Raw genomic sequence first — 5673 nt, forward strand, 5'->3', positions numbered from 1 at the left:
CCGCCGAACAACTCATCACCGAAGGCAAGATCGACTGGGGCGAAGTCGGCACCGGCGCCATGTCCGGCGGCGTCACCGGCGCCGGACTGGGCGCCGGAGGCGAAGCAGTCGGCCGCGCGGGCGACGTCGACGTCCCCGACACCGGCGGGTCCGGTGCGAGCGGCTCCGGCGGCGATGGTGCTGGCTCGGGCTCCAGCGGCTCCGGTGACGGGTCGGGCTCCGGTTCCGACAGCGCCGGATCGGGTTCGGACAGCTCGGGATCCGATGGATCCAGCGGTTCCGGCTCGGGCTCCGGAGGCGATTCCGGTCCTGGTTCAAGCAGTTCCGACGCAGGCTCCGACAGCCCGGGGAGCTCCGGCAGTGCCGGGTCGAGCTCGGATGCTGGTTCGGGCAGCTCCGGCGCAAGCGGGAGCGCTGGCACCTCATCCGACGGAGCCAGCGGTGGCTCGGGCGGCAGCGATCAGTCCACCAGTTCGAGCGGCGACTCCGGCGGGAGCTCATCCGGCGGCTCGTCGCAGAGCAGCTCCGCCGGAGACGGCTCCTCCGGCGGCGGATCCGAATCCCGTTCCTCCGCAGGAGATTCCGGTTCGTCGTCCGACGGTGGCGGTTCGTCGCGGCCGGACACCATGTCGGCAAGCTCGTCCGACTCGCCGAGTTCTTCCGGCGGTGGCTCAGGATCCGGTTCCCATGCGGACTCCGGCGGCTCGTCGAGCGACGGAGGCGGCTCGCACGCCAACTCGGGCGCGTCCGCCCGCAGCTCCGCCACCAGCGACTCCGGTCCCGCCGACGCCAGCTCCAGCAGCGCCTCGTCCGGCGGAAGCGCCAGCCATGCCCCGTCAAGCGGTGGTTCGGATCTCGGCGGAAGCCAGGCTTCGTCCGGCGGTGGCTCGCACGATTCTGCTTCCAGCAGCGGCACCTCCGGCGGTGATTCTTCCGGCGGCGGTTCTTCCGGCGGTGGCGTGCCGAACGGCGGCGGTGCCGCTGCGGGCGGTGGCGGGGCGGGCGGTGGCGGCATCCCCGGCGGCTCCGCAGGAGCTGTCGGACTTCCACCCGGTGGAGCGGGCGGTGGCGGTGTCCCCGGCACCGACCGCTCCCCCAACACCCCGGCCAGCACGACCGCGGCATCCAATGTGGACTCCCCAGCGGCGGCTGCGGCTCCCGCCATGTCCGGGACGTTGCCACCACCGAATGCGCCGCGAGCCGATCAGCCGACAGCCGCTGGCGGCGCCATGGGCGGCGGGATGGCGGGAGCGCCCGGCGCGGCTGCTGGAGGTGCGACGCCGTCCGGCGGCGGAGGCCGTCCCGGGAGCGGAGGCGGCTGGACCGGCACTCCGGGTTCGCCCGGCGCCGCAAGCCGACCCGGCGGCGACGCCGGACCGCGCCCAGACCCGGGCGGGCAACCCGGCAGCCGCCCCGGCGGACCGACCAGCCCCTCCCGCCCAGACGGCGGACGGCCCGACGGATCACGAACCTCGGACCGCCCGACCAGCGCGGCAGCACGCGGACCGGCGCAGTCCGACGCACCGTCGCGTCCCCACAGCGGCACGGGCGGCCCCGGCGTACCGCACCAGCGCACCCCGGACGGCGGCCCAGCCAGCCCGGACGGTACGGATGCGGCTCACCCGAAGGACTCGGGCCCGGACGCCAACACGCCGGACCGCTCCCCGGATTCCGGCCCGCGACTGAACGACGCCGAGCCCGGAACTCCGGAACGCCAGCAACAAATCGACGACGCCGCAGCCCAACGCGACACCACACCAAGCGGCTCGTCCTTCCACACCGACCCCAACATGCGCGACCTCGCACAACGAGTGCCCGACGACGGCGTGCACCACACCGTCGACGTGCACGCACTCCCCGACGGCCGAGTCCGCATCGGCGACCACACCTTCAGCCCGAAGGAACTCGCCGACATGCTCCGCAACGACCCCAACTGGAACGGCCAACCAATCCGCCTGCTGTCCTGCGACGCAGGAACCAGCGGCCTCGCCCGCGACCTCGCCAACGAACTCGGCGTCCCCGTCACCGCACCACGCGGCCTCGCCTGGACCGACACCAACGGCCAGGTCTTCTCCTCCAGCCGAGCCCCAGACGGAGGCCCCACCTGGCCCCCAGACGGAGGCTGGGACACCCACAACCCCGACGGCACATCCACCCCAGCCAGCAACGACGCCTTCCATCCGTCCAGAGACGGCGAAGACATCGGCGACCGGCCGGACGATGCCGAGGCCCGGGGAGAGGAGACACCAGAACAGCTTGAGAAGCAGCTCGAAAAAATCGAGCAGCAGCAGGAGAAGCTGAAAGAGAAGATCGAGACAAAACTTGCAGAAAACGCCCTCTTAAACGTCAAAGAATCCTACCAGAACAACTCAGATGCATCCTTCCCGACAGATCGCGATGGAACCAACCAATCTGACATAGATAAGGCAACCGAGAAAGGCCAGAAATACGGATGCCACATCTGTGGGCCACACAAGACGAACGAAGAACATTACACACCGGATCACTTCCCACCCGTCAAGCTGACCGGAGTAACACTAGACGGAAAACCCCTCATCACACCCAAGGACAGAACCGACCAGGTCGAACCGTGGCGCCTTTACCCGGCATGCCGGGAGCATAACCGCAAGCAGGGTGGAACAGTACGAGGCTTGTTACTCCAGCTCGACAAGTATGAGAGACTCGGCAAGGAGGCCAACGAGCTCAGGGATAAGATCCAGCAGCTCAGAGACAGAGGGGACGAATGAGCCAGACCAGTAACTCGGTGCGCGACGAACTGTTGCGTCAGCTCGACCAAGCGACCGAGGACTACAGCATCCTCCTTCCCGGGAACGTCAACTATCCGAGTGCCGCAATTAGGATGGACGCCTTCGCGTCAGACACCGAGTGGACACTGATCATCCAATTGCTGGCCTGGGCGCGCTACGATGCCGAATTCGTCAACCTGGTTCAAGCGTACGGGAATCATCTGGAGCCAAGTCCGAAAACTGAACGAATCATGCCGATCAAGCCACCGATCGGCAGTCAGTTCTGGAGCCCCGAGGGCAATTTCCAGCTCGACCTTCACGTGTTTTCCGTCGACCTCAATGGACAGCAGCGCAGCTTCACCTTCACGGATGAGGACTACCAGCGAGCCCAGGTCGCCCCCTCGGGAATGCCCGCCGAGCTCGCGTTCCTTCGAATGCTCGCGCAACACGCCGACCTCCTGCTACCCCCCTCCGAACTCCTGCCCCTCTTCAAGCGGCAACCCGCTTCACTCCTGTTCAGCCTGGACGAATGGCAACTCCCAGACGAAGCAGAGGAAGAACCCCCGAGCGACACCGCATGCTTCCAGGAGATCGCCGACGCTGTCGCACAGCGCCGCGCACCGGCCCCCGAGATCTGCACTGAGGGCGCCAACACAGACTGGCGCCACTGGGCGTGGATCTCAGACTAGCCCAAATACCCCATTTAGGACGACTTGTCTGTACTGGATAATTTCCGCCCACCCGCGGAGCCTTCTCAGCTCTGTGCCTTGCGCCTGAGACCTGCGCATTTGCCTATGTCGACAACTTGAACCCAACCGAACAGTTTGAGCCAAACGGACTCATACACTGCTCTATTTGGAGCCTTTCTGCACCCCCATGGCACCGCTGCGTCAATGCGAGCGTCATTCTCGTAAGGGCGGCATCAAGGGGGCTTGCGCTTGGTCATCTGGTGATGACCGCGCGTAGCTCTCTCTGGCGGGGGCCGTGCTTCGACGAGCAGCGATGGGTGGAAGGCGATCATGTCCGGACGGGACGACTTCGGGGTTGGGCGCGAGGATCTTGCCTCGCGCAACGCCGCGCTTCGCAACCAGATCGACGGCATGCTTTCGGATCTGCGCAGGCGCACCGCCGAGATCCAGCAGAAACAGGCCCAGGCTGCGCAGCAGACGTACGAGGTGGCCTCCGATGACGGCATGATCACCGTCCGCGTCGACGCCACCGGGACGGTGCAGGAAGTCGCACTCTCGCCGAAGGCATTCGAGCGCAGCACGCCCGACAAGCTGGCGCGGACCATCACGAGCGTCATCCGGGAGGCGACCGGCACCGCGCAGCGGGCGTTGCAGAACGAGTTCGCGCCGATGGCCGACACGTCCAACGTCCCCGTGATCCCCGGCGTTCCCTCCCTGCAGGGACTCCTGCAGAGCGGACCGCTGGTCGAGCCCCCGGACCCGACCACCGAGCGCGCGCAGCGGCGCAGCGCCGAGTCGGCCAGTCCCGCACCGGCAGGCCCGCCGAGCAGGCCACAGCCACAGGTCCGCAGCCGCCCCGCACCCGAAGAGGACTGGGACGACTGGAACTGGGATGGAACCAATCGGCGAGGGGGCCGTCGATGAGCGGCGAAATGCGGATGCAGCCCGAGGAAATCCGCACGGGCGGCAAGAAGATCGGCGACTCCGGCGACGACCTCGACAACGTGCTCAACACCCTCAAGTCCGCTTTGGACGGTGAGGGTGAGTGCTGGGGCAACGACGAGGCTGGGGAGAGCTTCGCCAAGGATTACACCCCCGGCCGGGACAGCGTGCTGGACAGCCTCAAGAAGGTTGTCAAGGCCCTCGGCGACATCGACGACAACTTGAAGGCCACTGCCGACGACACCGAATCCGGGGATGCGAAATCCGCTGGCGACATCGGTAAGTCCGGCTCGGACATGCCCTCGTAGGGAGTTGACTTTTCGTGAGCATCGAAATGCCCGACGAGGTCAAGTGGCTGTTGCCCATCGTCGTCGGCGAATCCTGGCCGGAAGGCGACGAGGACGCGATGCGCCGGATGGCTGACGCATGGCGCGCCGCCGCTGACGGCATCGAGAACGTCAAGTCCGCGGCCAACCGCGGTGCGGAGCAGGCCAAGGGCGCGATGGAGGGCCAGACCGCCGATGCCTTCGCCAACCTTTGGAAGGACATCGGCGACGGCGGTGAGGCCGCGCTGCCGAAACTCAAGGAAGCCTGCGAAAAACTCGCCCAAAGCTGCGACGACGCCGCACTGGACGTCGAACACACCAAGCTGACGATCATCGCCTCACTCATCGCGCTGGCGATCCAGATCGCCGCGATGCTCGCCGCCGGACCCTTCACCTTCGGTGCCTCCACCGCGGGCATCGCCGCGGCCCAAGCCATCACTCGCACCGTCGTGATGCAGATCTTCAAGCAGCTCGTGATAGCCATAGTGAAGAACATCGCCATCGAGATCGCCACCTCGGTCGCGATCGAGTTCGCGGTGCAGGGCGTGCAGATCGCCTCCGGTGAGCGCGACGGCTTCGACGGCGGAAAGTTCAAGGACGCCGCGATCAGCGGTGCCATCGGCGGTGCGGTCGGCGGTGTTTTCGATGGCGCGGGCAAAGCGTTCGGCAAGCAGGCGGGCGATGCAGTCGGCGACGCCGCCGGGGACGCCGCGGGCAATGCGGCGGGCCGCGCGGCCGGGCGCGCAGCGGGCGAGGCCGCTGGTGAAGCGGCCGGTGAGGCCGCGGAGAGCACGGCGGCTGCACTCGGCAAGACAGCGGTGAAGGAAGGCGCCCTCGGCGCCGCCGAAGGCGCCGTGGGCAGCGCCGCCGAACAACTCATCACCGAAGGCAAGATCGACTGGGGCGAAGTCGGCACCGGCGCCATGTCCGGCGGCGTCACCGGCGCCGGAATGGGCGCCGGAGGCGAAG

Annotated in this window: 6 protein-coding genes and 1 pseudogene; 5 read left to right on the top strand and 2 right to left on the bottom strand. The window is 67.6% G+C overall.

All coding sequences use genetic code 11. The features are described from left to right. Window positions 1–421, bottom strand: a pseudogene (locus ACTWQN_RS37890) (hypothetical protein); the annotation flags it as partial. Window positions 422–460: 39 nt separating this feature from the next. Beyond that, entirely contained in the window at window positions 461–1165 is a 705-nt protein-coding gene (locus ACTWQN_RS37895) for a hypothetical protein (RefSeq protein ID WP_443208508.1), read from the bottom strand. A gap of 76 nt (window positions 1166–1241) precedes the next feature. On the opposite strand from ACTWQN_RS37895, the gene ACTWQN_RS38085 reads away from it, so the two are divergent. The 5 genes from ACTWQN_RS38085 to ACTWQN_RS37920 all read left to right on the top strand — a co-directional run. After that, a complete protein-coding gene (locus tag ACTWQN_RS38085) occupies window positions 1242–2747 on the top strand; it encodes a DUF8616 domain-containing protein (protein ID WP_504230375.1) in 1506 nt (501 codons plus the stop codon). Further along, window positions 2744–3436 carry a DUF7003 family protein gene (locus ACTWQN_RS37905; RefSeq protein ID WP_443208510.1) on the top strand — a complete coding sequence of 231 codons (693 nt, stop codon included), beginning with the start codon at window positions 2744–2746 and terminating at the stop codon, window positions 3434–3436. The genes ACTWQN_RS38085 and ACTWQN_RS37905 overlap by 4 nt, the downstream gene beginning before the upstream one ends. Before the next feature lie 330 nt (window positions 3437–3766). Continuing rightward, the gene (locus tag ACTWQN_RS37910) at window positions 3767–4360 is read left to right on the top strand and encodes a YbaB/EbfC family nucleoid-associated protein (RefSeq protein ID WP_443208511.1); all 594 of its coding nucleotides are present in this window, start codon (window positions 3767–3769) and stop codon (window positions 4358–4360) included. Beyond that, entirely contained in the window at window positions 4357–4686 is a 330-nt protein-coding gene (locus ACTWQN_RS37915) for a WXG100 family type VII secretion target (protein ID WP_443208512.1), read from the top strand. Before ACTWQN_RS37910 ends, ACTWQN_RS37915 begins: the two co-directional genes overlap by 4 nt. A 14-nt stretch (window positions 4687–4700) precedes the next feature. After that, a partial coding sequence (locus ACTWQN_RS37920) for a WXG100-like domain-containing protein (RefSeq protein ID WP_443208513.1) occupies window positions 4701–5673 on the top strand: 973 nt, incomplete at its 3' end.

The sequence above is a fragment of the Saccharopolyspora antiqui genome (assembly GCF_052246905.1).
Classification (GTDB): domain Bacteria; phylum Actinomycetota; class Actinomycetes; order Mycobacteriales; family Pseudonocardiaceae; genus Saccharopolyspora.

What these genes read in the sequence shown, in the direction of transcription:
- ACTWQN_RS37895 (WP_443208508.1), bottom strand. Translation starts at nt 1,165, where the DNA reads ATGGCGGGAGCCGCAGCCGCCGCTGGGGAGTCCACATTGGATGCCGCG.
- ACTWQN_RS38085 (WP_504230375.1), top strand. Translation starts at nt 1,242, where the DNA reads ATGGCGGGAGCGCCCGGCGCGGCTGCTGGAGGTGCGACGCCGTCCGGC.
- ACTWQN_RS37905 (WP_443208510.1), top strand. Translation starts at nt 2,744, where the DNA reads ATGAGCCAGACCAGTAACTCGGTGCGCGACGAACTGTTGCGTCAGCTC.
- ACTWQN_RS37910 (WP_443208511.1), top strand. Translation starts at nt 3,767, where the DNA reads ATGTCCGGACGGGACGACTTCGGGGTTGGGCGCGAGGATCTTGCCTCG.
- ACTWQN_RS37915 (WP_443208512.1), top strand. Translation starts at nt 4,357, where the DNA reads ATGAGCGGCGAAATGCGGATGCAGCCCGAGGAAATCCGCACGGGCGGC.